Origin of the sequence: Mycobacterium xenopi, assembly GCF_009936235.1 — a bacterium.
Lineage (GTDB): Bacteria > Actinomycetota > Actinomycetes > Mycobacteriales > Mycobacteriaceae > Mycobacterium > Mycobacterium xenopi.
Genome location: NZ_AP022314.1, coordinates 156527 through 181916, shown reverse-complemented (window position 1 = coordinate 181916; position 25390 = coordinate 156527). Strand labels below are relative to the sequence as shown.

Here is a 25390-nt window from a genome sequence, read left to right as displayed (position 1 = left end):
ATCCTCTACGCGTGGTTCCTAGTTTGCCATGGGTCCGTCGCCACTCCGTGACGGTAATGCCCGTGCGACGTCCGCTGGTGTGTCTCGGTCGTGTCTGAAACGTCCGAGGCCGTGTCGGCAATGCCTGTAAATGTCCCTCGCTACGTCCCCGGTGTCCACGTGAACTGTGCCCAGCATTCGAAACGGGTGCAAGCAGATCATGAAAGGACCAGTAGGACAATGCGTTTGAGAATCGATACGTCAGGAACCCGGTTCATCGTCACCCGTGCGGCTGAGCCAAGGCTGAACTTCGAGACCGGCAGCCCGAAAGTCGACACCGCCACCGGGGTGCCGCTGTTTGCCACCCAGGTGCTGGCGTTGGATGACACCGGCGGTGAAGTCCTCAACGTCACCGTCGCAGGTGACCCGAAAGTGACAGTCACGCAACCAGTCTCAGTGTCGGGGTTGGTGGCCATCCCATGGGCACAAGGCGATCGCAGTGGTGTGGCGTTCCGAGCCGACGCGATCAGCCCCACCACCCCGAACGGTGCTGGGTCGAGTGAGCAGGCCCGTCCGCAGAAATAACCGCTGAGCGGGTTGGGGCGCGCGTTGAGCAGATCGTCGCGCCCCACCCCCGGGGAACTCCTGCCGACCATTTCGCTCACGAAGGGCACCTGACATGGCATTAAACAATAGGAACACCAACAACACTGAGCAGAATAATGATGATGACTGGTTCGGGGATCTGGTCATGTCTCTGTTCACCGCGGCCGGATATCTGCTGTGGTGGGCGGCGCTGTTCCCGGCCATCAGCCTCCCCATCATCGCCAGCCTCGCACTCGGCATCACCCATGGCCCGCGTGCGGGCCTAGTCTGCGCGCTCGCACCGAGCGTCGCGTATGCAGGCTGGGCGTGGCTCGATCGAGGCTCGTTTCGCGGCTGGGTGACCGAACCGGTACGCCGACGGTGGCTGACCTGGTCGCGCTACACCCGCAGCTGGGAATCGACATGCACCCTGCACGGCCTGGCCGCCCGCCTCGGCGAACGCACCCTCACACCCACACTGCGCTACGTGCGCATCGGCAGAACCACCGATGTGTTGGCGGTGCGGATCGTCACCGGCCAATCGACGGCCGACTGGCACAAGCAATCCGATGCGTTGGCCGCCGCGTGGCGCGCCGACCGGATCACCATCCGCGCGACCGCCCCCGGCGAACTGAAGATCACGTTGATGCGCGGGGATGTGCTCGCCGAACCCATTGGTCTGCCGATACCCACCGCGGTGACCCCGGTGGATCTGGGGGCCGTGCCGGTGGGGATCACCGAAACCCGCCACAGCTGGCAGCTACCGCTGCTCGGCCATCATGTGCTGATCGCGGGAGCCACCGGCGCCGGGAAAGGCTCGGTGTTGTGGTCGCTGATTGCCGGGATCGCCCCAGCGGTGAAAACCGGGCTGGTGCGGTTGTGTGTCATCGATCCCAAAGGCGGCATGGAACTGGGCGCCGGGGCACCGATGTTCACGGTGTTCACCCACGACGCCACCGACACCACCCTGGAACTCCTCCGCCAACTCGTGACGGTGATGCACGCACGGGCCAACCGGCTGCGTGGCCACACCCGGCTACACACCCCGACATCGGCTGAGCCGTTGTTTGTAGTGGTGATCGATGAGATCGCCGCGTTGACTGCGTATGTGACCGACCGCAAGGTCCGCACCGAAATTGAACAACTCCTCGGCCTGCTGCTCTCCCAAGGCCGCGCAGTGGGGATCAGTGTGGTGGCCGCGGTGCAAGACCCGGCCAAAGACACCCTGCCGGTGCGGCAGCTGTTCACCGTGCGGATCGGGTTGCGGCTGACCGAAGCCACCCAAACCACCATGGTCCTCGGGCAAGGAGCCCGTGACGCCGGGGCGGAATGCGACCGGATCCCCGACACCGCCCCGGGTGTCGGGTACATGCTGATCGACGGCACCGCTCAGCCGCAGCGGGTGCGGGCCTTCCACGTCACCGACCACGACATCACCACCCTCGCGCGCCGCTTCCGCCGCCCCACCAGCCGAGCAAGCAGCACCCGCCGGCCACGCGCCACCGATGCCGGCCACACTTCGGGTGAGGGCAACAGTGAACAGCGTTGATTACCTGGGCCAGCTCGCCCTGCCCGGGGTGCCGGACACGGTCGACACGGCGAAGGTGGTCGAGCAGATGGTGCGCCGAGCATCTTCGATGGGGTTCGAATCATGGTGGCGGCGAGCCGAATCAGTTGGATTCTGCGCCCACCCCATCCAACTCGTCGGTGCCGATGAATACAGGCGGGATCGGGTGGTGTGGACGCGGTGCAATAATCGCCGCGCCCACATCTGCCCCTCCTGCTCGGACCTCTACGCTCGCGACACCTGGCAACTCGTCCATGCCGGCGCCGCGGGCGGGCATCACGGCATGCCCATCACGGTGGCCGACCGGCCGCAAGTGTTCCTCACCCTTACCGCCCCCAGCTACGGGGCCGTTCATGCGGCCACACGCGGTGGCGACGGCAAGCGCGGCGTGTGTCGGGATCATCACCGCATCGGTGGCTATCGCCGCTGCCCTCATGGAAAACCGTTGTGGTGCAGCACCGTCCATGATCATGGCGAAGGCCGTGTCGGTCAGCCGCTCTGTAGCGAGTGCTACGACTACGTCGGGCATGTGCTGTTCACCTGGCACCTACCTGAACTGTGGCGCCGCTTCACCATCACCCTGCGACGCGCCCTACACAAAGAACTGAAAGCCACAGGTGTGGATCCGGACGGGGTGCGGGTCAGCTTCATCAAAATCATTGAACTGCAAGTCCGCGCCATCCCGCACATCCACGCCCTGATCCGCCTCGATCCGCACGAGAACGGTGACGACCCGGATCAGACCGATTGGGAATCACCCACCAGTGCAACCAAACTTGCCGCCATCATCGAGCACGCGGCCCGCACCGTGACGCTCGCCCTGACCGATCCCACCACCGACAGCGCCGTGCGGAGGATCAGGTTCGGTACGCAGATCGACACCCAACCCCTCACCGCATCCTCGGCTCCCGAGAAAACGGGTTCGGCTGAGCAGAATTCAGGTATCGCCGGGTCACTGTCAGGGAGGCGGGTGGCGCGCTATCTCGCCAAGTACGTCACCAAGTCCCTGGCCGACCTCGGAATCAGCGCACGACGCCTCTCCACCGAAGCGATCGGCGACCTGGACGTGTCCGAGCATGTGCGTGCCATCCTGACCACCATCAGCGCGCTCGCCGACAAAGGACTCAGCGGGATCAGACGGTGGCTGCACACTCTCGGGTTCCGCGGTCACATCACCTCCAAGTCCCGCCGCTACTCCACCACCATGACCGCCCTACGGCAACGGCGCGCCACCTGGACCCGCAAACAACAATCGAAGAGCACTGCACAACACCCTGATCAGAGACCGTATAGGGGTTCCAGCGGCGCTGTTGACGATGACGATCTGGTCGCGTGGGAATTCGACCGCGCGGGGCACGCGAGCCTCGGCGAACGCACACTGATCATCAGCGCCTCACTACGCCGCATCCAGCAGCGTCATACCGCGCGCGAGGCAAGACAGCCCCGCCGTGGCGCTCCTGTCGAGGTGCTCGATGGTTAGCCCACAACCCCACACCGCCAAGAATGTCCGAGACGAAAGATCGTACAGCCGTGAAGAGTTCACCGAATGGCTCACGGAATCGTGCGAACGCCAACAGGTATCGGTTGCCGTCACCAACCCCACCGTGCTGGCTGACATCGCGATGTTGCTGCGGTAAACCACGAGTAGTCGATCCCGCCGAGCATGACGAAGCGCCTATATGGCACTGTTCTTCTCCTGGATGCAAGAACTCCAAGCTGAGTTGTGACGGGTGATGTCAACGCCAGCGCCGCGTGCGGGCGAACCACGGTTCGAGCCTTGACATCACCCGTCACGACCCGCACCGTCGCCTGCGACCAGAGAAGACGAGGGGACGGTTGTTGTTGTCGTCGATGTAGTGCTTTATCGATGGTCTCGGTCCGGCGGCGACATCAGGAGTCGTCGGGGAGAGTGGAAACCGACGTCGATCTGTGACGCTGGGCGTCAGCTGTTCTCGCCGCGAATCTGAGGGCGGTATATCCCTGGGAGACGACCTGCCGGCCGCACTATTGAGGGCAGTAAGTGCTGCGGTTCAGCCTGCGATGACTCGGCGCACGTCGCTGCTCGTCGAGCTGTTTGGTGCCCGATTCCGGGCATTGTCACTGCGAGCGGCTTCGGTGATCGGCACCTCACCTTCCGTCCCGTCCGCCGCCGTAGTCGGCGCGTAGACGTCGACTTCGGGGAAGCGGTGGCGTAGCCGCGTGATGAGGAACTGGGCCCGGTCGATGTCGCGGCGAAGCTCGGCGGTGACCGAGCGCATCTCTTGTGCCCGTGCCGGGTGGTGCCCGCAGGCCCCTTCACGCTCGGCGACCGCCAGCCTCCGTGTCATGTCGCGAAGCTGCTCGTTGATGGCGGTGATCAGCAGCGCGGCCTGAGCGACATTCGGATCGGTCATGAGGATTATCGTGTCACTTCTGCGGTGACCTGGTGTGCCAGCGGACTACCTTCGCCGGCCGTCTGAGGTTCATAGTTCTGTTGGTTGACGGCGATCGGACTGGACATGGATCCTGGTGGCCGATGATCGAGATTGCCGAGCAGACGGTGTTGGCCGAGGTTGAGCGCAGACTGATCCAGGAGTTTCCCGGGGTCACGTTGGCGGATGTTGATGCTGCGGTCCGTAAGGCTCACGCTCGGTTTGATGCGAGTCCGATTCGAGATTTCGTTCCGCTGTTCGTCGAGAAGCACGCGCGCAGCCATCTTGCACAGCATCACATGGCAACCAGCGCCTAATTCCGCTTGGGTCGAGTCGCCCCCTGCCGTCAAGACCGGGGGCGGAGCCATGCGGACTCTGATCGCTTACACCTATTTAGCCCAGTTAACAGCAACGGCCGCGATACTCTGCCGGTTGACGTTGCCGTCAATCGGAAGGTGATCAGTGGCAGGGTTCGATGACAAGTTCCGCAGCGACCTTGCTGCGCATCTCGCGCGCTTCGCCGCTGCGCCGATCCTGTTCGCTGGGTCGGGGGTTTCGCGGCGATATCTCAACATGCCGGACTGGCAGTCACTGCTGGAAATGCTGGCAGGCATGACCGACCGTGAGTTCAGTTACTACAGGTCGACCGCCAGCGAAGACCTGCCGAAGATTGCCGAGCTACTCGTGGAGCCGCTCAAGGACAGGCTGTGGACTGCCAAGGAGAAGCCGCTGCGGAATAAGCACTCCGACAAGCTGATTCGACCCGACAGCGCGCTCAAGATCTATGTCGCCGAGGTTCTGAAGGACATAGGTTTAAAGAGTTCGATTCCCAGAGCGCTGAGGTCAGAGGTCGATGCACTGCGTAACGCCAAGGTCGACGCGATCATCACGACGAACTACGACCCGTTCCTTGAGACGGTCTTCCCCGACTATCGTGTGTTCGTCGGGCAGGATGAGCTTGTCTTCTCCGATCCGACTGGAATCGCCGAGATTTACAAGATCCACGGCAGTCTGGACGACCCGAACAGTTTAGTCATCACAGAGTCCGACTACGCAGTGTTTCGCGACCGCAACGCCTACCTCGCGGCGAAGCTCCTGACGTTCTTCGCCGAGCATCCGGTGATCTTCATCGGCTACAGCATGACCGACAGCAACGTCCAGTCGATCCTTGGAAGTCTTGCCAGTTGTCTCACCGACGAGCACATGTCGCGGTTGCAGGATCGGTTGCTGTTCGTGAACTGGCAGGAAGGTAGCCAGCATTCGATGGTGCCGACGGTTATTGGTGCCAATGCCCACAACGTGCCCGTTCGCGCGATCACCGTGCCCGACTTCCAGGCGATCTTCGATGTCCTAGCCGCTCTCGATCAGAAGATTCCGAGGCGGACCCTGCGCCAGATCAAGGAGAAACTGTACAAGCTCGTACTCGACAGTGAGGCTCAGGACAGGCTCCTGCACGTGACCGACCTCGACGCAGTTGTTGACGACGATGCAGAGTTCGTCGTCGGAGTGGGAGTTATTGCCGCGGTTCAGAAGCGTGGATACAAGATGGTCGCCCGCCAGGATCTCTGCCACGACGTGCTGCACGAGACAGCGGAATTCGATTCTGACTTCGTGGTGAAGATGACGCTGCCCGAGATGATGAGTCGTGCCGGCAATTTCCCGATGTACAAGTATCTGAGGGCGGCGGGGTATCTCGACACCAGCGGGCACATCAAGGACGACCAGGACATCTCACCAAAGTTGCTGAAACGCATTCAGGACACCAGCAACCTGCGGCCCAGCACCAGCATTATGCGCAAGGCGAAAACTCTTGCGCAGACACATAAGTCGCTCAAGGGGATGATCCAGTACTGCACGACCGATGAGGTGCTGGCACACTTCGGGGCGTTCGCGCACACCGCAATAGAGCCTCGGGTGCTCAAGAACTTCCTAATCGAATGTGAGAATGAATACACCGACGAGGACGGCAAAATGACCTCACAGTTCACGAAGGCGGTGTGCATCTACGACCTACTCAAGTACGGTCCCAAGGCGGACTGGACCGCTGCGTGAGTCCGATCTCGCCGGCTCCGGAGACCGTGACCATCTCCCATGGTTCTGCGGCAGTGGTGTCGTTGGGCTGGGAACTACAGCCGCGTAATTCCGCAGGTAGAGGGCCCGGTATCGACACTCCGACCTTCATGTGTGAAAATCGCACACATGGACCACGTAACGCTTGGACACCGTGTTGCCCGAGCGCGAGAAGACGCGGGCATCCCTCAGAGCAAACTCGCTGAGCTGGTCGACATGGAGCGCACGGCGCTGGTTCGTGCCGAGAAGGGCGAACGCAAACTCGCCATGACCGAGATGGTCGCCATCGCAGAGGCGCTGAGGCGTCCGCTCGCCTTCTTCGTCAACGAGCCGCTGCCAGCAGTGGTCAGCCGCCGGTCAGACAGCGCCCGACCCGATGAGACCTCGCGGGCCCTCGACGACGAGATCGAGTTGTTCGCCAGCGATACGCGGACGCTGCTCGACATGGGCCTGCTTCATCCCGTCAAGCGGGACCAGGAGGCACGTACCCCGCACACTCACCAGGATGCCGAGCAATTGGCGAGGCACGTCCGAGACCAGCTCGATATCGGCAATGAGCCCGTACACCACCTCGCGCACGTGTGCGAACGATTGGGGCTGTACACCTATGCGGCGTCGCTGGGCGAGAACGGACCTGACGGTGGGTGCGTTGAGGTCAGCCACGGCGTGGCGGTTGCCGTTGTCAACGGGCACGTTCGCTCTGGTCGACGGCGTATGACCCTCGCGCATGAACTCGGGCACTGGCTGTGTGGCGACGCCTATGACGGGTCACCAGGTGATGATCACGAGAAGATGATCATGTCATTCGCCATCCACTTCCTCGCTCCTCGTGCAGGAGTGGTAAAGGTCTGGAACGAACACAGCGAATGGAGCACCCGTGACCGTGCACTCGCTGTCGGAGCACAGTTTCGGCTGAGCTGGAAGGCGGCGGTCGGTCAGTTAAAGAACCTGGACCTCATTTCATATGAGGTGTTTCAGTCTCTACTGGACCATGAACCCCGCCACGGGGATTACGTTCGGCTGGAACTATCCTGGGACGACGAACCGAAATGCCCTTATCTTTCACCAGGGTTCGCCGCCGCATGTGTAGAGGGCTACACATCCGGTCGATTGACCGCCGCCAGGACAATCGAACTGCTTCGCGCAACGATGACCCGCGACGATCTTCCAGAGCGGGAAACGGAATCTCTCGCCAGCCTACGAACGCTGTTCGCGGTCGGTGGGGACTGACCCCGCCGCGCAATGGGTGATGGACACCAGCACATTCACCCATTTCTGCCGCGCCGGTCACAGCGGTGTCCTTGAGCGCTTGGCTCCTCAGGGCATCGTGCTGGTGCCGCGCGAGGTCGAAGTGGAGATCGACAAGGCAAGAAACCTCCATCCTGGTGTGCCTTCTGTGGATTCGGCAGCGTGGGCAGAGCGGATATTCATGAATGACGACGAACAATGGACAGCACTGCACGTCAAAGTGGTGCTTGGGGGCGGCACTGGTGAGCACATGGGCGAGTGCGCCGTCATCGCCTGTGCCAAACATCGTGGACTGGTTGCAGTTCTCGATGAACGCGCGGCAGTGGAACAAGCGAAACTGCGCCACATACCGTTCATCGATACGATGCGGCTGGTCGCGCAAGCTCACACCGAGATCTTCGACCGAGACCAAAACCAGACTATCGCTCTGATCGATGCCCTACTCGCCACAGATATGCGCCTGCCCGTGAGATCCGGCGCTGAGCTGTTCAGGTGACCCGGTTTCACACTGCCGGTCAGGTGTCACTCATGGCTGATCATGGCGCACCGGTCGCCAGGACTGATCTGCACAGTGCGCCCTCTGTGATCCGATGCTAAGTCGGCAGCGCCTGTCGCCGTTGACCAGGACGCCTGGCATGAACGACGAAATAGCAAGTCGGACACCAGCCGGATTGTCACACGGGTCCAATCTGGAACAGTTTGCGACAGTCGTGCCTGCGCGACAGAAGCGCGATCTACACACGCCAAACTGGCTGGACGCGGTTGATGTCGAGGCCGCGGGAGCCGGGGGTGCCGGGTGCGATGACGGCGTGGTCGAGTACTGATTTGATGATGGCTTGTTGGCGGTCGATGTCGAGGCCGTCCCATTGGCCGCGTAGCGCGTTGCCGGTGCCCACGAGGTCCACTATTGAGCTGGTGTCGGTGGCTTTTGCGATGTCGCGGCGGGTTTGGGTGATGCGGTTGGTGATGGGGTCGCGGGCAGCGATCCATTCCCGTGCGGTCACCGCGCCCTCGGCATAGAGTGCGGCGAGCTCGTCGAGGCGGGCCTGGTCGGCTTCTAGCTGCGCAGCGAGCGCGGCGACATCAGCGTCGACTCTGGCTTTCCCGTTCAGGGCGTCGGCGAGCTGCGGGGAGTCCAGTCGGGTCAGTACCGCGTCAGTCAACAGTTCTTCGACTGGTTGCGCGACCACGGTGAGTCGGCCGCAGCCGCCGTGGTCGGGGCCTTTGAGGCAGACGTAGCGGCGGACTCGGTTGGTTGGATTGTTGTGGCGGGCTTGGGAAAACAAGCGGTTCCCGCAGCGTCCGCAGCGCAGCATCCCAGACAGTAGGTAGGTGCGTGGGGCGCGGGTCTTGGTCACTGAGCGGGCAGTCATCCGGGCGAGGATGCGGTCCCGCTCGGCGGGGGTGATGATCGCCGGCCACGCCGCGGGACCGATCACCTCCCCGTGATGCTCGCGCAACCCGGCAATCCGTCCTGAGGCCAGGATGTGGCGGACGGTGGTGGTCTGCCACGACGTGGACGCGGGCGGGGCGATCCCGGTGTCGTTGAGCCAAATCGTCAACGATCGGATCGATGCCCCGGCCAGGTAGCGGTCCACCATCTCCCGAACGACTTTCGCTTCGTCGGGGCGGAGGGTGATTTTGTCGGGTTCGTAGCCGAACGGCCGCGCTGGGCCGTGCGGCAATCCTTGTTCGGCGTTCTGCAGCATTTTGCGGCGGATACGCGCGGATTTGCGGCCGGATTCTTTGGCGGCGAACGCGGCGAAAATCCGGGCCATGAACAACCCGTCATCGTTGCCGAGATCGATGTCGGCGGTCACGGTGGCGACATCGCGCACGCCCGCCACTTCACACAGGGTGACGAAGTCTTCCAACTCGACCGGGCGACGATGCAGACGGTCGAGGTTGTAGACGATCACCGCATCACGCGCACCGGATTTCAGGTCATCCAACATCCGGGCGTACTCGCGACGCGGCTTGCCCGAGTAGGCCGATACATCGTTGTCGACGTACTCATCGCCGACCTGCCAGCCCCGATCAGCGGCGAGCTTGCGGCAGTCCTCCAACTGACGTGCCACTCCCAGCCCGGTGCCCTCCACATCGGCGGAGATCCGGGCGTAGATCGCCGCCGACCGCACCCCGACGCGTTGACCGGGAGTTCTCGGTTTCGCCATGAGGGTAGTTTAGCGACATTTGAGCTTGGATAATTCGGTGGGCCCGCCGTCTTCCCAGTGGGTTATGTGGTGGGCGTGCAGGCCGCGGGTGGCCCCGCAGCCGGGGACTGCACAGGTGGGGTGGCGGTGCTCGAGGGCGCGGCGCAGCCGCCGGCCGATCAGCCGCGTGGCGCGGCCGGCGCCGATGGGCTCGCCGGCCCGTTCGAACCACACTTCACAGAGGGCATCACAGGTCAGATATTGGCGTTCGGCATCCGACAGCAGCGGACCCAAATGCAGCGCGGCGGCGCGCCGTTCAACGTCGACGTGCATCACCACGGTGGTGTGCTGGCCGTGGGGCCGGCGGGTGGCATCGGCGTCCCAGCCCGTCTCGACCAGGCGCATAAACGCATCGATCGTGCTCGGCAGCGGGGGACAATTCTTTGACCCGCGCTCGCCGTGGTCGTGTTTCCACTCGGCGATCAGCGCATCGAGGTGAGAGGCCAGGGCGGCGTCGAACGTGGCCGCCTCGTCGTGGGGAAGTCTGATCCGCCAACAACTGGACCGCTCATCGCTGGTCTTGGTGATCGAACGCGGCGCTGGCCGCTGCGGCTCGGGTTGGGGTCGCGGTTCGAGCCGCACCGCGGTGCGCAACTGGTTGACCGTGGCCACCGCCGCCAACTGCGCGTAATGCTCATCGGATCCCTCACCGGCCCGTGCGGCGATGACCCCGACCTGATCCAGCGACAGCCGGCCCTCGGCCAGGCCCGCCGCGCAGCGGGGAAACTCTTCTAGCCGGCGCGCCACGGTGGTGATCGTGTGGGCGTTGGTCGACGACAAGCCGAGCTTCCAGGCCACCAACGCCGCCACCGAGCGCGCACCGGTGGCGCCGCACAGCTCGTCGCGATCCAGCTCGGCGACGATCTGCACGATGCGCCCATCAATGGCGTTGCGCTGACCGGCCAACTCCGCCAACTCCTCGAACAACACCTCAAGACGCTCGGCAGGACTCAACCCGGTGGCAGCAGGCGCAGCGGTCGACGACATACCGTCATCATCGCAGCCGGGTCTGACATTTAGCCTCTGTGTGAGTCCACGGGCAGGTCCGAGGGTCCGACTGGGACACGTGGTGATCCCTGAAGTTTGAGCGGCCTCCCGTGGACTTCGGTGTCTGGTCGTGCGGTGTCCTTGTTCGGGAACTTGGAGCCAGCCGGTGGGTGTGGACTCCTGCTTAGAGAATGTCTGGGCCGTGGCCGCGGCGCTCAGTCACCTGGTGGTCTGAAAGAGCCAGTGGCAGAAGGGTTTTACAGTGACATTGACGTTGGGGATCGACGTTGCGGTTCGGGCTGCGCATCAAGCGACGCTGTCCCGTGACGGCAAGACGGTGTGGCGGGGTCGTAAGTTCATGACCCGCACCGAGGAGCTGGAGCGGGTGTGGGCCGATGCGGGTGTCAAGGATCCGGCCGAGCTGACGGTGGTCCTAGAGCCCACCAGAAACGCCTGGATCGTGATCGCCGAGTGGTTTCGCCGGCGCGGCGCGAAGGTGGTGATGGTGCCGACCACGCAGTCGGCGGGCGTGTCATTCCATCTGTGTAAGTCCGGGGTGGTCCATCATCGGACCGCCATCTGGGCGGACAGAAGGAGTGTTTTGTGACGAAGGTCATGGAGTCGGCTGGTAAGGAGAAGTCGGCGGCTCGCCAACTGGCGGAGACGTTTTCGGCCGAGACCCTGGATTCGCTGATCAAGGACGCGGTGAAATCGGGCACCCCGATCGACGGCGCGGATGGTTTGCTGACCGAACTGACCAAGGCGGTGCTCGAGCGGGCCTTACAAACCGAGATGACCCACCATTTGGGTTATGAATCCGGTGACCCGGCCGGCCGCGGGTCGGGTAATTCTCGCAATGGGTCTTCGGCGAAGACGGTGACCACGGTTAACGGCCCGGTCGATATCGCGGTGCCGCGGGATCGCAACGGCACCTTTGAGCCGGTGATCGTGCCTAAAAAGAAGCGCCGGCTCAACAACATCAATTCGGTAGTGCTGTCGTTGTATTCGCGTGGCATGACCACCCGGGATATCGAGGCCCACCTCGAAGAGGTGTACGGGGCCAAGGTGTCGCGGGAGCTGATCTCCAATATCACCGAGGTGGTGGTCGATGAGATCAAGGCCTGGCAATCGCGCCCGCTCGATGAGGTCTACCCGATCCTGTATATCGACGGGCTGCGGCTACGGATCGCCGACAACGGGGTGGTGGGCACCAAGGTGGCCTACCTGGCCATTGGCGTGGACCTCGATGGGCGCAAACACGCCCTGGGCTGCTGGATCCAAGATTCCGAGGGCGCCAAATTTTGGCAGAAAGTCGTCATCGACCTGCGCAACCGCGGGGTGCGCGACATCCTTATCGCCTGCTGCGACGGGCTGACCGGCCTGCCCGATGCGATCCGCTCGATTTACCCCGACACTGTCGTGCAGACCTGCGTGGTGCACGTGATCCGCAACGCGATGCGGTTCGTGTCTTACAAGGACCGCAAAAAGGTCGCCTCATCCATGCGGGCGATCTACAGCGCCCCTACCGTGGATGCCGCCGAGCTGGCACTGAAGGAATTCGACACCACGTACGGGGCCCAATATCCCGGCGCGGTCGACGTGTGGCGCAAAGCCTGGCCCGAATTCGTGCCGTTCCTGGACTATCCAGTGGAGCTGCGCAAGATCGTCTACACCACTAACGCGATCGAGTCGATAAATTTCCAGCTACGCAAAATCACCAAGAACCGCGGCCACTTCCCGGACAAGGACTCGGCGATGAAGTTGCTGTATCTGGGTTTGCGCAACATCTCCAGCGAGAGAGGAGGTTATTCGGGCACCGGGACCTACAACTGGACTGTGGCGTTGAACACACTCGCCAAACTGTTCCCAGGCCGAATCCCATTGTGTTAGAATACAATTCGTAGTCAAATTACCTCAGACTTACACAGAATTCGTGACAGGCTCCAGTCGGCTGACCTGCGCAAGTACTACTCCAAGCACGCCAAGAACGACCGGATCGACTCGGAGCTTTTGGCCCGGCTGCCGCTGCTGCATCCTGATGGGCTGCGTGAGTATTCCGGCCAAGGGCCGGCTAATCCGTTGCGGCGGCTGGTCAAGCAGCGTTCCACTATGGTCAAGCCCCGCACCGCGGTCTACGCCCGCCTCGACGCGCTGATCGCTGGGACCGACCTGGTATGCGGTACTGGGCTCGAATTACGGTAACGCCGCGCTGGAACTTTTGGCTCGTTACGCCGATCCGCACGCAGTGATCCGGCTCGGCCAGGCCAGACTGGCCCGGTTCCTTGCCACGCGGTCCCCGTGGCAATTGGCGTGACGAGCATGCCGCCGGCCTAATCGCCGCAGCCAGAGAAACCCTCGCCCTATGGAATGTCGAGGGCACCGATGGGATGGACTTCGCCGAACTGTCCGCCGATATCGCCCACGAGGCCGAACAAGCATTGTTTTTGACCCGTCAGATCAAAGCGATCGACGAGCGGATCGCCAACCTCTACACAGACGCCGACCCGCAGGGGATCGTCGCGTCCGCACCCGGCGTCGGCCCCACCATCAGCGCGGTCATCGCCGGCCAGATCGGCGACCCGCACCGGTTCACCTCGCTTGCGGCGATCCGCGCCTACACCGGACTAATCCCGAAAGTCAGCCAATCAGGGGTGGTCAAGACCGAATCGTCGATCACCAAGGCCGGCGACCCACTACTGCGCGAAATGCTTTACACCGCAGCCGATCAGGCACGCAAAGTCGACCCCCAATCTGCCGCAAAGTACCAGCGTCTGATGGCCGGGGACCGCCACCACGACTCAGCGATCTGCCACCTTGCCACCATGCTGGTCACCCGCATCGCCACCTGCATGCGCGCAGGACAGCGCTACCAACTGCGCGACATCGACGGAACCGCGATTACAGAATCCCAAGGCCGCGTCATCATCAAACAGCGTTACCAACTCGACCCCCGCCAGCGCGACCACGCCCGCCACAAACTCATGCACAAGCGCCGCAATAAGGCCGGCCAGGCGTCACAGGAGTCGCCAAGCGCTCCAACATCCCAGCCCGCTAAACCCAAGCCTACGACGAGCCCACAAGTGGCCTGACTTCAGTTAGGAACTCAAGTTTGGGCCACCGATCCGCGCCGGGCGGTGCCGTCATCATCTGCTCAGCGGCACAGCCTGATTGGCCCAACGCGGTGCTCGACCGCGCGAGACTCACTCGCCCCGCATCCAAAACCGAACAACAACGGGTCAACCCGCCGCAACTACCCGCAAACCCCGGATCGTGAGCCAAGTCAAGGTAGACCAGACAATCACAGCCAAGTAGTCGCACTCCGACGGCGTCGACGACCTGTACTTCGAGCTGAACTCCGTCGATCATCCGATGTCGCTATTAGTTAGCCGAACAGCCGACACCCCTACCGCGTGCGAAGTCCTCAACAAGATCGGCAGCTTTGGTTACGCTTTCGGCCGGTTTGCTCATCCGGCCGGCGAGCTCGCGGGCTCGGGCGACGTAATCTGGCGCGAGGATGGTCTGCAGGTCGGCGACCAGTGATTGCTCGTTGACTGCTGAAAAGCGCTGGGCTGTACCTACTTTCAATCTCTTGATCTGTGCGCCCCACAGCGTCTGATTGAGATCCGTGGAGAGGATCAACGTGGGCACTCCGGAGCGCAGCCCTACGGCCGTGGTGCCGGCGCCACCGTGGTGCACAACGGCGCGGCATGCCGGAAAAATGGCCGCGAAATTCACCGTGTCCACTACCTTGACGTGCTCCATATGCGGAACATGGCTGAAGTCGGTCGATCCGCCGCACAGCAGCGCCCGCTCGCCCAGCTGCGAGCAGGCCCCGCCGATCATGCTGAGCGTGTCGGCCGGTGATTCGACCGGGATGCTGCCGAAGCCGAAGAAGATGGGCGGTGTTCCCGCGGCGATCCACGACGCGACCTCGTCATCGGCATTGGTTGGTAACTCCAACGTCAGCGCGCCGACAAAGGGCCGCTGCCCATTCCATTTCGCCCATTCGGCGGCCAGCCCCGGAAAGCAAGCCTCGTCGTAGGCCTGGATTTCCAGCGCTCCGCGTCGGATGATGCGCCGCGGCCAGGGGGTGCGTGCTTTCGGCAGGCCGAGTTCGCGGCGCTGGGCGTCCTCGAATTTCTTCGTCCCCAGCCACGACAGCCACTCGAGCACCGCCATTGTCGAGCGGCCCAAGGGTCCGGGCAGCAATGGCACGAGTTGGCCGTTGGGTCGCATGGGAAACCAGTGTAGCGTGGCCAATGGCATGTCGTGATACTCCGCGACGTTGGCAGCGGAATCTTCGAAATTCATGCCAGTGATCAACACGTCTGCCCCGTCGGCCAGCGACCTCAGCGTCGCGCTGATCTCCGGCCGAGATGCGGTAAGGGTGTCCGCGATTTCGCGCCACAGCGCGATCAGATCGCGAACCCTCCAAAACTCACCGAAGAAACGCGCCCAAAAGTCTCGATACGCGTCCACGATGGCCTGCAATTCCGGGCCGTACCCGATCGCTGCAAGGCCTGCCGATTCAGCAAAACTGACGAGGTCCGGTGCGACGGCAATGCGCACGTCATGCCCCCGGCGCAACAGCTCACGACCTAGGGCAGCAAACGGTTCAACTTCACCACGACTTCCCCACGTCGCCAACGCTAATTTCATCGCTGAGTTTTCAAGCCTTTCACCTCCCATGCGCTCTCGCGCATGAAAGCGGTAGCCTCACGTCCACGGGCTCAGCCAGTCACAGAGTAACCCGATAGACGGGCTACCAGCGAGAATTTCGGCAATTTCCTAAGTGGCACTTGGCGTTTCAGCATGAAGCCACGAAGTGCCCGCAGCATAAAATTTGCTGCTCTCTATGTCGGAGACAACGATTCACGGGGAAGATCACAGGTAGCGCCGCTTTTACACCGGCGACTGCTACGCCCTGGCCATTTACTCAGCATGTGCGAATATCGATCACTGAACTCATCGGACAATCGGCCGCTTTATGTCCGTTTGGTCGCCACCGCGCGGTCAAATGGTGTTTCTCATTTGCGAACCGGACGCGGTACGGCGATGACTACCGCTCAGATCAACCCACGCGTTTGAGGCGGGCGACGTTTTCTACCAGATCAGCGGCTGCGGCAAGGCTTTCGGCAGGCCCGGTGATCCGCGGGGCGATCTCACGTGCCCGGTTCAGGTACCGGGGGGCGAGGACGGTGCGCAGGTCCGCCACCAGCGACTCGAGCGTAGTCGACGAAAAGCGCCTGGATGTGCCGACTTTCAACCGTTTGAGCGCAGCTCCGCGGAGCGATTGGTCCGGCCACGTCCAAAGGATCACCGTCGGAACTCCGGCGCGCAGACCCACGGCAGTGGTGCCGGCACCACCGTGGTGCACCACCACACGGCACGTCGGAAAGATCGCCGCGAAGTCCACCGCGCCGACCACTTTGACGTGGTCGAAATGCGGAAGGCCACTGAAATCACTCCATGCCGAGCACACCAGCGCACGCTCGCCCAACTGGGTGCAGGCCGCGGCGATCATGGCCAGGGTGTTGGCAGGGGATTCGACCGGGATGCTGCCGAAGCCGAAGAAGATCGGCGGTGTTCCCTCGGCAATCCACGACGCCACCTCCTCGTCGGCATCTGTGGGCGACTCCAGGGTCAGCGCTCCGACAAACGGTCGTTGACCGTCGAATTTCGCCCATTGCGCAGACAGTTTCGGAAAGCACACCTCGTCGTAAGCCTGGATTTCCAGCGCTCCGCGTTCGGCGATGCGCCGCGGTGAGGGCCCCTTTGCCTTCGGTAGGCCCAGTTCACGGCGTTGTTCGTCCTCGACCTTGCGGGTCATGCGCCAGTGCAGCCACTCCAGCGCTGTTATCGCTCGCCGGCCCAACGGCGCCGGCAGGATCGGTACTAGGTAACCGTTGGCCCGAATCGGAAAAGTATGCAGAGTGACCAAAGGAATGCCGTAATATTCGGCGATGTTCGCCGCGCCCTCCTGAAAACTTATGCCGCTCAACAGCAGATCGGCGCCGTCGGTCAGCGACGTCAGCGCCTTGCTCATCTCCTGCCACGACTGGATGCCGGGATTCCACACTTCGCGCCACAGCCGGCGGACTTCCGGGATATTCCAAAAGTTGCGAAACAGCGACGTCCAGAAGTCGCGGTGGGTGTCGATCAGTGCCTGCGAATCCATCCCATAGGCCATCGCCGCAAGTCCGGCCGCCTCGACGTCGCCCACCAAATTAGGAGGAACGGCCATGGCCACATCGTGCCCGCGGCGCTGCAGCTCACGACCCAGTACGACGCACGGCTCGATATCCCCGCGCGTTCCGTAGGCTGCGAGCACAAACTTCATCGCGGATCCAAGTCCTTCACTTCCGAATTGGCCGCTGGTCTCAGTGGTCGTTTGACGCCTTGACCAGACAGTACATCCGGTACGAGTCTCGTCCGTTCTGGATGTTCCGGTAGATTGCCGACCCGTACGCCGGCACCGCGTCGCGGACCCAGCGTCGCAGAATACGAGGCGCAACGTCCTGCATCGACGCCTGCATGCGCTCCGAGTTCAGTGTCATTCCCCGCAGCACCTCGGCGTCGATCTGCCGCCACGACACCACCCGCAGCCCGGGTGCATTGTGCAGCACGACCTCTGCTCGGGTCGCCCAGTCCGCACGGTGGCGCACATCGGCATGCAGGAACGCTCCACTGGGACGCAGTACGCGGGCGACCTCTGCGATGAATCGGTCGAAGTGCGGGTAGCAGTGCGAGGACTCGACGTTGATCACTGCATCGAACGACGCGGCCGGGAACGGCAGATTTTCGGCGTCACCATGCACGAACTGCAATCCAGGCACTTGGTGGCGCCGACGGCAGAACTCGACACCGGCGGCGTTGACATCTAACCCGACATACGATTCCGGCATCAAGGCGCGTGTCAGGTACGACGCGCCGCCGCCATGCCCGCAACCCACCTCCAACACCCGCTTTCCGGCCAAGCCGCCGGCCTGGGTGGCGGTGGCGTGATAAAGCTGGATGGGGTAGCGGTCGGGTTCGTCGGCGGCATCGAGGGACAAGCCCATCGGCGGATCTTCCTCGTAGCCGTAGTTGAGGAAGACGACGTCATCGTCGACGCGCCTGGTCAGGTACGGATAGAGTCGTCTCTGCGCACCCTGGACCACCGCCAGCGCGGCACGCTCAATCATGTTGTCGCGTAGTGCTCGTAAGCGCGTGGTGGCCAGTGTCATTCCCCTCCCGTTAGCGCCCGCCATTCAGGATGCCCGCGCCACCTACAGAACACCGTGCGTCGGCCCGGGTGGTCTGTGTCACTCGGCGGCCGTGAGCGTCTCGACAGCCTGAGTCGTGTCTCAGTCAATACGCCGTTTGCGGGCAAAATTTTCCACCAGATCCGCAGCGGCCGCGACACTTTCGGACGGTTTGCTCATGCGAGCGGCGATCTCGCGGGCTCGGGCAACGTACTGGGGGGCAAGGATGGTGCGCAGATCCTCGATCAGCGACTGTTGGGTCGTGGTTGAGAAGCGCCGGGCAGTGCCCACTTTCAACCGTTTGACCCGCACTCCCCACAGCGTCTGGTCGAGGTCTGTCGAGAGGATCAATGTGGGCACGCCAGCGCGCAGACCCGCGGCAGTGGTACCTGCGCCACCGTGGTGGACGACCGCGCGGCACGCCGGAAAAGTGGCCGCATAACTTACTGCCTTCACCACCTTGACGTTGTCGAAATGAGGGGCGCCGGTGAAGTTCGTTCCGCCGGAGCACACCACCGCCCGCTGGCCCAGCTGTGCGCAGGCGCCGCTGATCATGGCCAGCGTGTCGGCAGCAGATTCGACCGCGATGCTGCCGAACCCGAAGAAAATCGGCGGTGTTCCCGCCGCGATCCACGAGGCGACCTCGTCGTCCGCGTCGGTGGGCAGCTCCATCGTCAGCGCACCGACGAAGGGCCGTTGACCACCGAATTTCGCCCACTCCGCGGCCAGCCCGGGAAAGCACACCTCGTCGTAGGCCTGAATTTCGAGGGATCCGCGTTCGGTGATCCGTCGCGGCGAGGGGCCGCTTGCCTTCGGTAGCCCGAGTTCGTGGCGCTGGGCGTCCTCGACCTTCTTCGTTCCCTGCCACGACAGCCACCAGAACGCCGTCATTGCCGCGCGCCCCAGCGGCGCCGGCAGAAACGATAGGAGTTGCCCGTTGGCCCGCAGCGGGAAGTAATGCAACGTGGCCAGCGGAATGCCGTAGTACTCGGCGACGTTGGCCGCGGCGTCTTCGAAATTCAGGCCGGTGAACACCAGATCGGCGCCGTCCGCCAGCGACTTCAGCGTCGCGGCCATCTCCTCCCAGCACCGCATGATCGGCTCGCCGACTTGGCCGCGCAGCTCGATCAGATTCCGCACCCGCCAAGGCGTTCGGAAAAAGCAGGTCCAGAACTTGCGGTGGGCGTCCAGAACGTCTCGTGCATCTGGTCCACAGGCGACTGCCGACAGCCCCGCCGCTTCGGCTAACCCGACCAGGTCAGGAGGGACCGCTATGCGGACCTCGTGCCCGCGACGCAGCAGTTCGCGTCCGATTGCGACGCAGGGTTCGACATCGCCGCGACTTCCGTAGCACGCGAGCACAAACTTCATGGTTCCTTCAATCGGGCGTTCAGAGAAACGTGCCGGTAAGCGAAAAGCCTTTCAAGGCACTGGAAAGGTCATGTCGTAAGCCGTCATTCGAGTTGTGCTGGCCAGGCTGATAACCAAGGACAGTGACAAAGACGTGTCCGTTCGCTGTTCCCGATCCCACAATTTGCAGTCCGCCGAATCGGTGCATCATCGCGGTGGTCACGCCCGGGTAGTGCATCTTCATGGCGAGGTAGTCGGCGTCCGTGCCATCCGGGCGTGTGGCGGCTGGCGGTACCACGCCGAGGCTGGTTGCTACGACACCGGTTGGATTGCCGGCGAGCTTCAGCAGCCGTTTGGGTAGCAGGGGAACGACCGACAACATCGCCCGCTCTTCGTCCGGCAGCTCGCGGTGGTCTATCAGCGCTTGTTTGATCGCGGCCCGGATTCCGCGCAGGTCCGTCGTGACAGGGGCGGGGTCGACCATGATGTCGACATTGCTCACCGCGTTGCCGCGAGTATCCCCGGCGGTGCGCTCGTTGAACGGTATCCGCAAAGCGACGAGGCCGTCCGCGGTGACCCGTCCCCTTTGCTGCGCGAGGTGGGCTGTCAGTCCCGCGAGCAGCGCGGTGCTGCTGCCTCCGAGCGCATGTGCGCGGTCCTCCCACTCGTCGGTGTCGACGAACATCGTTGCCAGTGGGACCGCGATAGGTTCGTCGGCGCCGACGGGCGGCAGGGCAGGCAGCGGTGTGGCGGGTTGAGCGCCACCACGGCTGCGTCTCACCAACCGCACTGCGGAGGCGATGCCGTGGCGGATGGCGCGGGCGTCGCGCGCGGTTTGGCGGGCATCCTCGCGCACGGCCTGCCAGCGCCGGCGCGACCCACTTGCAGGCCAGTCGATGGGGTCGTCGCGCCCAAGCGCAGCATCTGCCAGTCCCTCGAACAGGCCAAGGCCGTCGGTGACGCAATGCGGGATGACCAAGCTGATCCCGGTGCCGCCGTCGGTGAACGGGAGCACTGCAAGGTGCCATACGGGTCCTTGCTCCGGGTCCAACGGGGTGTTGGCCTGCTCGTTTAGCCAGGCGTCGAATTCTCCGCGTGGTCGGGGCAACGCCACGATCTCGAGATCGGATGAGCCGTTGGACGATACCCAGCGGTGCCGACCGAACCGCAGTGGCGAACACTCGATGCGGCGTGATAGCCGGCCCCGCTGAAGACGGTCGTGGAACTGTCGCAGCCCGTCGATGTCGATCGCGCGGTTGTAAAGCCAGACCGCTTGCACCACGACGTTGACTCCCATCGCTCGGCCGAACTCAAACATGGCCTGGTCGAGCGGATCGAGTACGTTGTCCACTTTTGTACCGTACTTCTTACCGTATGCCTTTAAGTGGTTGGACTATGCAGCAACAATGAAACCACACGTCGCTCGGACGACATCGAGCCGAACTCCGGCTGAGCAAACAACACAGCTAACCCTTTGCGAATCGTGGTGCGATCCGATCTCCTGCGGCTGCCCGGCAGCACTCGACATTTCCTGACTACGGGTCGTGCGTCCGCTGATATCTGGTTTCGGCAAATGCCTTGTCAGAGCTATGCTTTCGCGATGGCGGATTGTGAAGCTTCCGTAAGCGCTTAGCTATGCGCATGAACCTTTTCGGGCGCCAGCTCTCACTCTGACGACAAACCGTGCGCCAGGCGAGCTGAACTGACCTGGGAAGCTTCGAAGAATCCAACGGCCAAATGGCAACAGGGTAGTGTTCCGGCCATGTGGAGCTCGCTGCTAGTGATGGCGCTAGGGTGCGGGCTTCTGACTGGATTCGACCCAATGCGTCTCGGCATTACGCTGCTCGTGATCTCCCGGCCGCGGCCTGTGCAAAACCTGCTCGCCTACGGCGTCGGAAACCTCATAGCGTGTATGTTCACCGTGGTTGTTCCGCTGGCGGTGCTGCACAACACACGAGTGCTTAAATCTTTCGCGGACCGTTTCGCCACAAGTTCCACTGTCCGGCACATTCAACTCGGCATAGGTGTGCTCGCGCTATCGATTGCCGCGGTGCTGGTAGTGCGCGCGTTGACACGCCGGCCACAGCGAGCGCAGGTGCCGGCAGCGGGCGGCAACAGCTCGACCCTGGTTCTGGACGCGGATTCACCGAACCCGATCACGCGGCTGCTGGGCCGTGCGCAGGATGCCTCGACGGGAGGCGGATCTGCGATCACACGACTGCTCGGTCGTATGTACAACTCGTGGGAAAACGGATCGTTGTGGGTTTCATGGGTGATCGGCCTCGGATCAGGCCCGCCACTCGACGGGGTGTTTTTCCTACTCACTTTCATAGTGGCTTCCGGAGTCGCGATCGGCGCGCAAGCCAGCGCCGCTATTGCGTTCGTCGTTGGAATGCTTGCCGTTGTCGAGATAACCCTGCTCTGCTATCTGGCCAAGCCGGCGAAAACTCAAGCGGTCGTGCAACGGCTACACGACTGGGCGAGAGCCCACCGGCAAAAGATCCTCATAGCCATGTGCACAGTGGGTGGGGTCGCGCTGGTGGTCAGTGGTATGGCCAGCGCCTGATTTCCGACCATCTTGACGGTTTGATTTGGCCGATTACCCCACGGTGCGCAACCGGGCGTAGTTCTCCACGCGATCAGCTGCGGCGGCAACGCTTTCGGCGGGCGTCGTCATCTGGGTGGCGACCTCACGAGCGCGGGCGACGTATTGCGGCGCGAGGATGGTGCGCAGGTCTGCGACCAACGTTTGCTGGGTAGTGGTCGAAAAGCGCCGGAAGGTGCCTACCCCCAACCGTTTCACCACAGTTCCCCACAGCGTCTGATCGGGCCACGTCGGAAGGATTAGCGCGGGAACTCCGGCGCGCAGGCTCGCGGCCGCCGTGCCCGCGCCACCGTGGTGCACGACTGCGCGGCAAGCGGGGAATGCGGCGGCGTAATTCATCGCGCTGACCACCTTGACGTGTTCGAAGTGGGGGGCGCGGGCGAAGTCAGTCCCGCCGGCACATACCAACGCCCGTTCACCCAACTCTGCGCAGGCCGCGCTGATCATCGCAAGCGTGTCGACCGGAGAGGCGACGGGCATGCTGCCGAAACCGAAAAAAATCGGCGGTGTTCCGGCGGCAATCCACGAGGCGACCTCGTCATCGGTGTCCGTCGTCGATTCCACCGTCAGAGCCCCGACAAAAGGCCGTTGGCTATCGAACCGCGCCCATTCGGCTGCCAGCCCGGGGAAGCACACTTCGTCGTAGGCCTGGATTTCCAACGACCCGCGTTCGGTGATCCGCCGCGACGGCAGGCCTTTCGCCTTCGGCAGCCCCAATTCACGGCGCTGCGCGTCCGCGAGCTTCTTGGTCAGGGGCATCTCCAGCCACTCGGACATCGTCACCACGGAACGGCCCACCGGCGTCGGCAGGAATGTGGCGAGCTGGCCGTTGGCCCGCATCGGGTAGGTATGCAGCGTGGCCAAGGGAATGCCGTAATACTCCGCGATGTTGGCGGCGGCCTGCTCGCCAAGCACGCCGGTGAACAGCAAGTCAACCCCGTCGGCCAGCGCCATCAGGGTCGTGCTGGTCTCTTTCCAGAATTGGGTAAACAGCGCCCAATCTTTGCCCCACAAACGCAGTAGATCCCGGACCTTCCAGGGCTTGCGGAACAAGTTCGCTAGGAAATCGCGGTGTGCATCCTGGAACCGCCGCGCATCGGGTCCATAAGGGACGGCGGCAAATCCGGCCGACTCAGCGAAGCTAACCAGGTCAGGGGGGACGGCTATGCGCACTTCGTGCCCGCGGCGCAGCAGCTCACGGGTGACGGCGACGCAGGGCTCGACATCGCCGCGCGTTCCATAGCTAGCCAGCGCAAATTTCATCGCCGAGATCCTAGCTCCCTGCACTTTCCATGCGTGTCCTCGGAGGGAAGACCGGACCCTTCCGCCCATCCACGCCTGCCGACCAACGTGGGTCTCTGAGCCGCGGATTAGCATGTTCTACTCTCATGTGGTGAATTCGTCTGACCTCGTAAAAGGCCGCACCGGCCTGGGCGGCGTCGTTCTGCGCTATGAGGTTCACGCCTTGCACGGGGTCGCGGGCGAATCGATCCGTATCGGCGACGGCTGATGGTGCGTGCCCGGTTAGGTCCTGAACGCGGATCATCCGAGCGCCGCGGATCCGACGGCGACGCGCGGGTGGACAGTCTCCTTGCGTTGGCGGACCACAGCTTGTACGCGGGGCACCGTGCTATCGGCCGGAAGCTCGTCATCCAGTGCGTGTGGATCTACGAGCACGCGGTCGACCTCGACGGGCTACGGCAGTTTCACCGCAATCTCGGATTCGGGTTGTTGGGACGACGCATCGAGCGTTCGCCGCTGCCGTTCGCCCGGCCCCGATGGGTCTTGGATCGCGGGCCGTCGGACATCGATATCGCCCAGAGTGCGCGTCCACGCGCTGAACTCAGCGACTGGGCAGACGAACGCTCACAACTGCCTATCGATCCGGAATGGGGACCCGGCTGGCATCTTGGCGTTCTTCCCTTGAAAGATGGCTGCACCGCGGTCACTCTGGTGCTTTCCCACTATCTGGTTGACGGCCTCGGGCTGGCCGTCACGGTAGCTGACGCAGTCCTGGGCAACACGCACGATCTTGGTTACGCACCGCCGCATTCCCGTACTCGGCTGCGCGCAGTGCTTGAGGACGCCCGCCAAACAGCACGGGACTCACCTGAGGTTGCCCGAGCGCTTGTCGCAGCGGCGAAACTGGCCCGTCGTGTGCAGCGTGATATTGCTCGACCGTCGGCGCCAGCTCCGGTCCCGATCCCTGCAGCCGACGCGGATGACGTCGTCGTCGTGCCTACTGTCATGATCCAGGTCGATGTCGTCGATTGGGATGCCCGTGCGGCGGCCCTTGGCGCGACGAGTAACACGCTGGTCGCCGGGCTCGCCGTGAGACTCGGCGAGCGCATGGGGCGTCGACGTGCCAGTGACGGCGCTGTGACCCTGCAACTGCCCATAAACGAGCGCACCGAAGGTGATACCCGCGCGAACGCAATGCTGATTGCCAGCCTCAGTGTCGATCCGACGCGGGTAACGACGGATTTGCGCGACCTCCGCGCCGCTATTAAGCAGGCGCTGCGCAGTCTGCGTGAGACGCAGGATGAGTCGTCGCGGCTCCTGTGGCTGACTTCGTTCCTGCCAAAGCCAGCATTGATACGGCTGTCCGATGTGATGTATGCCGACCCGAATCTGCCGGTGTTTTGTTCTAATCTGGGCGAGCTCGGCTCGGTGGTGTGCCGCCTCGATGGCACCGACTCCGAGCTCGTCATGACGCGGGTGACTGCCCAACAGGAAAGGCGACAGCTGCTTGAGCGAACCGGCGGCCAGATGACCCTGCAGTCTTGGCGCATCCGGGACAAGATTCGCATCAGCGTCGGCGCCTACCAGCCGGGCGCCGAGAACACCAGGGCCGCTTTGCGTGAGCTGGCTGCGCAGACGCTGGGCGACTTCGGTCTGACTGGCGAGGTCGAGTAGCACCTCCTGCTCATTGCGCTGTAGCGCGCGACAATCTCGCGACCGTTTGGCCGCTTGCTATTGCCATGTGGCACGAGTCCCCAAGCTTGGTCGACCAAACTCAGGCTGGGACAAGGCAACCCGCGACATGTTCGGCCAGCCACCCGCGCATCGCGTCGGGACGACGGCCGCCTGTGCCGCGAACCCCAAGCAGCTATAGCTTCCACAGGCCAGAA

19 protein-coding genes and 3 pseudogenes are annotated in these 25390 nt (G+C 63.2%); 13 read left to right on the top strand and 9 right to left on the bottom strand.

Features of this window, described 5'->3' with window-relative positions:
- Window positions 1–219: 219 nt before the first annotated feature.
- From MYXE_RS00740 to MYXE_RS23710, 4 genes are all read left to right on the top strand, one after another.
- Window positions 220–564, top strand: a complete 345-nt coding sequence (locus MYXE_RS00740) for a hypothetical protein (protein ID WP_023870424.1) — start codon at window positions 220–222, stop codon at window positions 562–564.
- A gap of 94 nt (window positions 565–658) precedes the next feature.
- The gene (locus MYXE_RS00735; protein ID WP_033720764.1) at window positions 659–2113 is read left to right on the top strand and encodes an FtsK/SpoIIIE domain-containing protein; all 1455 of its coding nucleotides are present in this window, start codon (window positions 659–661) and stop codon (window positions 2111–2113) included.
- A 67-nt stretch (window positions 2114–2180) separates the two neighbouring features.
- Window positions 2181–3611 (top strand): replication initiator, encoded by a 1431-nt coding sequence (locus MYXE_RS00730; RefSeq protein WP_225332406.1) that lies wholly within the window; start codon window positions 2181–2183, stop codon window positions 3609–3611.
- A complete protein-coding gene (locus MYXE_RS23710) occupies window positions 3604–3768 on the top strand; it encodes a hypothetical protein (protein WP_023870421.1) in 165 nt (54 codons plus the stop codon). Before MYXE_RS00730 ends, MYXE_RS23710 begins: the two co-directional genes overlap by 8 nt.
- Window positions 3769–4161: 393 nt before the next feature.
- Here MYXE_RS23710 and MYXE_RS00725 read toward each other — a convergent pair whose 3' ends face one another.
- Window positions 4162–4524 carry a hypothetical protein gene (locus MYXE_RS00725; RefSeq protein WP_023870420.1) on the bottom strand — a complete coding sequence of 121 codons (363 nt, stop codon included), beginning with the start codon at window positions 4522–4524 and terminating at the stop codon, window positions 4162–4164.
- 131 nt (window positions 4525–4655) lie between these two features.
- Here MYXE_RS00725 and MYXE_RS00720 point away from each other — a divergent pair, with 131 nt between their 5' ends.
- From MYXE_RS00720 to MYXE_RS00705, 4 genes are all read left to right on the top strand, one after another.
- Window positions 4656–4859, top strand: coding sequence for a three-helix bundle dimerization domain-containing protein (locus tag MYXE_RS00720; protein ID WP_078336429.1), 204 nt, complete (start codon window positions 4656–4658; stop codon window positions 4857–4859).
- Between the two features lie 145 nt (window positions 4860–5004).
- Window positions 5005–6594, top strand: a complete 1590-nt coding sequence (locus MYXE_RS00715) for an SIR2 family protein (RefSeq protein WP_033720768.1) — start codon at window positions 5005–5007, stop codon at window positions 6592–6594.
- 147 nt (window positions 6595–6741) lie between these two features.
- Window positions 6742–7842, top strand: coding sequence for a helix-turn-helix domain-containing protein (locus MYXE_RS00710; RefSeq protein WP_023870417.1), 1101 nt, complete (start codon window positions 6742–6744; stop codon window positions 7840–7842).
- The gene (locus MYXE_RS00705; protein ID WP_033720770.1) at window positions 7832–8356 is read left to right on the top strand and encodes a hypothetical protein; all 525 of its coding nucleotides are present in this window, start codon (window positions 7832–7834) and stop codon (window positions 8354–8356) included. The genes MYXE_RS00710 and MYXE_RS00705 overlap by 11 nt, the downstream gene beginning before the upstream one ends.
- A gap of 238 nt (window positions 8357–8594) precedes the next feature.
- Here the strand turns inward: MYXE_RS00705 and MYXE_RS00700 are convergent, their stop codons facing one another.
- Both MYXE_RS00700 and MYXE_RS00695 read right to left on the bottom strand, forming a co-directional pair.
- Window positions 8595–10034 (bottom strand): recombinase family protein, encoded by a 1440-nt coding sequence (locus tag MYXE_RS00700; protein ID WP_023870415.1) that lies wholly within the window; start codon window positions 10032–10034, stop codon window positions 8595–8597.
- Between the two features lie 21 nt (window positions 10035–10055).
- Window positions 10056–11060: pseudogene (locus MYXE_RS00695) on the bottom strand (HNH endonuclease signature motif containing protein); the annotation flags it as partial.
- A 262-nt stretch (window positions 11061–11322) separates the two neighbouring features.
- Between MYXE_RS00695 and MYXE_RS00690 the strand changes: the two are divergent.
- The 3 genes and pseudogenes from MYXE_RS00690 to MYXE_RS00680 form a co-directional block, all read left to right on the top strand.
- A pseudogene (locus tag MYXE_RS00690) lies at window positions 11323–11610 on the top strand (IS110 family transposase); the annotation flags it as partial.
- 65 nt (window positions 11611–11675) lie between these two features.
- Window positions 11676–12950, top strand: a complete 1275-nt coding sequence (locus tag MYXE_RS00685) for an IS256 family transposase (protein WP_415624506.1) — start codon at window positions 11676–11678, stop codon at window positions 12948–12950.
- Between the two features lie 54 nt (window positions 12951–13004).
- A pseudogene (locus tag MYXE_RS00680) lies at window positions 13005–14149 on the top strand (transposase); the annotation flags it as partial.
- Window positions 14150–14438: 289 nt separating this feature from the next.
- On the opposite strand, the gene MYXE_RS00675 reads toward MYXE_RS00680, so the two are convergent.
- The 5 genes from MYXE_RS00675 to MYXE_RS00655 form a co-directional block, all read right to left on the bottom strand.
- Window positions 14439–15719: a glycosyltransferase gene (locus MYXE_RS00675; protein WP_039890818.1), complete on the bottom strand. Its 1281-nt coding sequence runs from the start codon at window positions 15717–15719 to the stop codon at window positions 14439–14441.
- A 412-nt stretch (window positions 15720–16131) separates the two neighbouring features.
- Complete coding sequence (locus MYXE_RS00670; protein ID WP_003921985.1) at window positions 16132–17400, bottom strand: glycosyltransferase; 1269 nt, start codon at window positions 17398–17400, stop codon at window positions 16132–16134.
- Window positions 17401–17440: 40 nt separating this feature from the next.
- On the bottom strand, window positions 17441–18244 hold the full coding sequence (locus MYXE_RS00665; protein WP_003921986.1) for a phthiotriol/phenolphthiotriol dimycocerosates methyltransferase: 804 nt from the start codon (window positions 18242–18244) through the stop codon (window positions 17441–17443).
- A gap of 162 nt (window positions 18245–18406) precedes the next feature.
- Window positions 18407–19675, bottom strand: a complete 1269-nt coding sequence (locus MYXE_RS00660) for a glycosyltransferase (RefSeq protein WP_003921987.1) — start codon at window positions 19673–19675, stop codon at window positions 18407–18409.
- A 19-nt stretch (window positions 19676–19694) separates the two neighbouring features.
- Window positions 19695–21005, bottom strand: a complete 1311-nt coding sequence (locus MYXE_RS00655; protein ID WP_003921988.1) for a condensation domain-containing protein — start codon at window positions 21003–21005, stop codon at window positions 19695–19697.
- A gap of 471 nt (window positions 21006–21476) precedes the next feature.
- On the opposite strand from MYXE_RS00655, the gene MYXE_RS00650 reads away from it, so the two are divergent.
- Window positions 21477–22220, top strand: coding sequence for a GAP family protein (locus MYXE_RS00650; protein ID WP_003921989.1), 744 nt, complete (start codon window positions 21477–21479; stop codon window positions 22218–22220).
- Window positions 22221–22253: 33 nt separating this feature from the next.
- Here the strand turns inward: MYXE_RS00650 and MYXE_RS00645 are convergent, their stop codons facing one another.
- A complete protein-coding gene (locus MYXE_RS00645) occupies window positions 22254–23522 on the bottom strand; it encodes a glycosyltransferase (protein WP_085195695.1) in 1269 nt (422 codons plus the stop codon).
- A 246-nt stretch (window positions 23523–23768) separates the two neighbouring features.
- Here MYXE_RS00645 and MYXE_RS00640 point away from each other — a divergent pair, with 246 nt between their 5' ends.
- Window positions 23769–25175 (top strand): hypothetical protein, encoded by a 1407-nt coding sequence (locus MYXE_RS00640; RefSeq protein WP_003921994.1) that lies wholly within the window; start codon window positions 23769–23771, stop codon window positions 25173–25175.
- Window positions 25176–25390: the final 215 nt, after the last annotated feature.

Excerpts from the sequence above, each read along its gene's own strand:
- MYXE_RS00735 (WP_033720764.1), top strand. The coding sequence starts at position 659 with ATGGCATTAAACAATAGGAACACCAACAACACTGAGCAGAATAATGAT.
- MYXE_RS00650 (WP_003921989.1), top strand. The coding sequence starts at position 21,477 with ATGCGTCTCGGCATTACGCTGCTCGTGATCTCCCGGCCGCGGCCTGTG.
- MYXE_RS00710 (WP_023870417.1), top strand. The coding sequence starts at position 6,742 with ATGGACCACGTAACGCTTGGACACCGTGTTGCCCGAGCGCGAGAAGAC.
- MYXE_RS00670 (WP_003921985.1), bottom strand. The coding sequence starts at position 17,400 with ATGAAGTTTGTGCTCGCAGCCTACGGAACGCGCGGGGATATCGAGCCG.
- MYXE_RS00675 (WP_039890818.1), bottom strand. The coding sequence starts at position 15,719 with ATGAAATTAGCGTTGGCGACGTGGGGAAGTCGTGGTGAAGTTGAACCG.
- MYXE_RS00645 (WP_085195695.1), bottom strand. The coding sequence starts at position 23,522 with ATGAAATTTGCGCTGGCTAGCTATGGAACGCGCGGCGATGTCGAGCCC.
- MYXE_RS00700 (WP_023870415.1), bottom strand. The coding sequence starts at position 10,034 with ATGGCGAAACCGAGAACTCCCGGTCAACGCGTCGGGGTGCGGTCGGCG.
- MYXE_RS00685 (WP_415624506.1), top strand. The coding sequence starts at position 11,676 with ATGGAGTCGGCTGGTAAGGAGAAGTCGGCGGCTCGCCAACTGGCGGAG.
- MYXE_RS00665 (WP_003921986.1), bottom strand. The coding sequence starts at position 18,244 with ATGATTGAGCGTGCCGCGCTGGCGGTGGTCCAGGGTGCGCAGAGACGA.
- MYXE_RS00725 (WP_023870420.1), bottom strand. The coding sequence starts at position 4,524 with ATGACCGATCCGAATGTCGCTCAGGCCGCGCTGCTGATCACCGCCATC.
- MYXE_RS00730 (WP_225332406.1), top strand. The coding sequence starts at position 2,181 with ATGGTGCGCCGAGCATCTTCGATGGGGTTCGAATCATGGTGGCGGCGA.
- MYXE_RS23710 (WP_023870421.1), top strand. The coding sequence starts at position 3,604 with ATGGTTAGCCCACAACCCCACACCGCCAAGAATGTCCGAGACGAAAGA.
- MYXE_RS00740 (WP_023870424.1), top strand. The coding sequence starts at position 220 with ATGCGTTTGAGAATCGATACGTCAGGAACCCGGTTCATCGTCACCCGT.
- MYXE_RS00660 (WP_003921987.1), bottom strand. The coding sequence starts at position 19,675 with ATGAAGTTTGTGCTCGCGTGCTACGGAAGTCGCGGCGATGTCGAACCC.
- MYXE_RS00640 (WP_003921994.1), top strand. The coding sequence starts at position 23,769 with ATGGTGCGTGCCCGGTTAGGTCCTGAACGCGGATCATCCGAGCGCCGC.